1 protein-coding gene is annotated in these 511 nt (G+C 65.6%); it reads left to right on the plus strand.

Translation table 11 applies throughout. The features are described from left to right. Window positions 1–336: hypothetical protein (locus tag AC25YV_RS12815; protein WP_488124243.1), on the plus strand; the 336-nt coding region annotated here is incomplete at its 5' end. Between the last annotated feature and the right edge of the window lie 175 nt (window positions 337–511).

Below are 511 nucleotides of genomic sequence, written 5' to 3' on the forward strand. Positions count from 1 at the left end.
GGTGCTGCCGCTGACGCGCTGCGTGAGCTCGCCGACTCGCTGACCACGTTCGACACCACCACCGAGTCGCGCACCCTCGCCGGCAAGGTCTACCTCTCGGTGTCGGCAACGAACAACGAGCAGGTCCCGGCGAACATCGTCATCACCACCCCCTACGGCTCCAAGACGTTCACCAACGTCGCCGCAGGCAAGACGGTGTCCGTGTCGCTGAACACCCGCCTCGCGTCGGCTCCCGCCGGCGAGGCCACGGTCTCGATGACGTGGACCATCGGTGGCGAAACCGTGACCGACACCAAGACCGCGCCGTTCGGCGCGTTCCCGGTCACCGCGCAGTAATCAACACCCCAGCGGGGTGGGGGTGCGATGACGCACCCCCACCCCGCAACCAGATATACACATCCCGGATCACTGGATCCATCACCCGAAGAACAGGAACATACCCATGAAGAACATGACTGCCACCCGTGTGGGCGCGATGGCATTCGGCACGCTGCTGCTGGCTTCGGCCGGT

The sequence above is a fragment of the Microbacterium sp. Y832 genome (genome assembly GCF_057669765.1).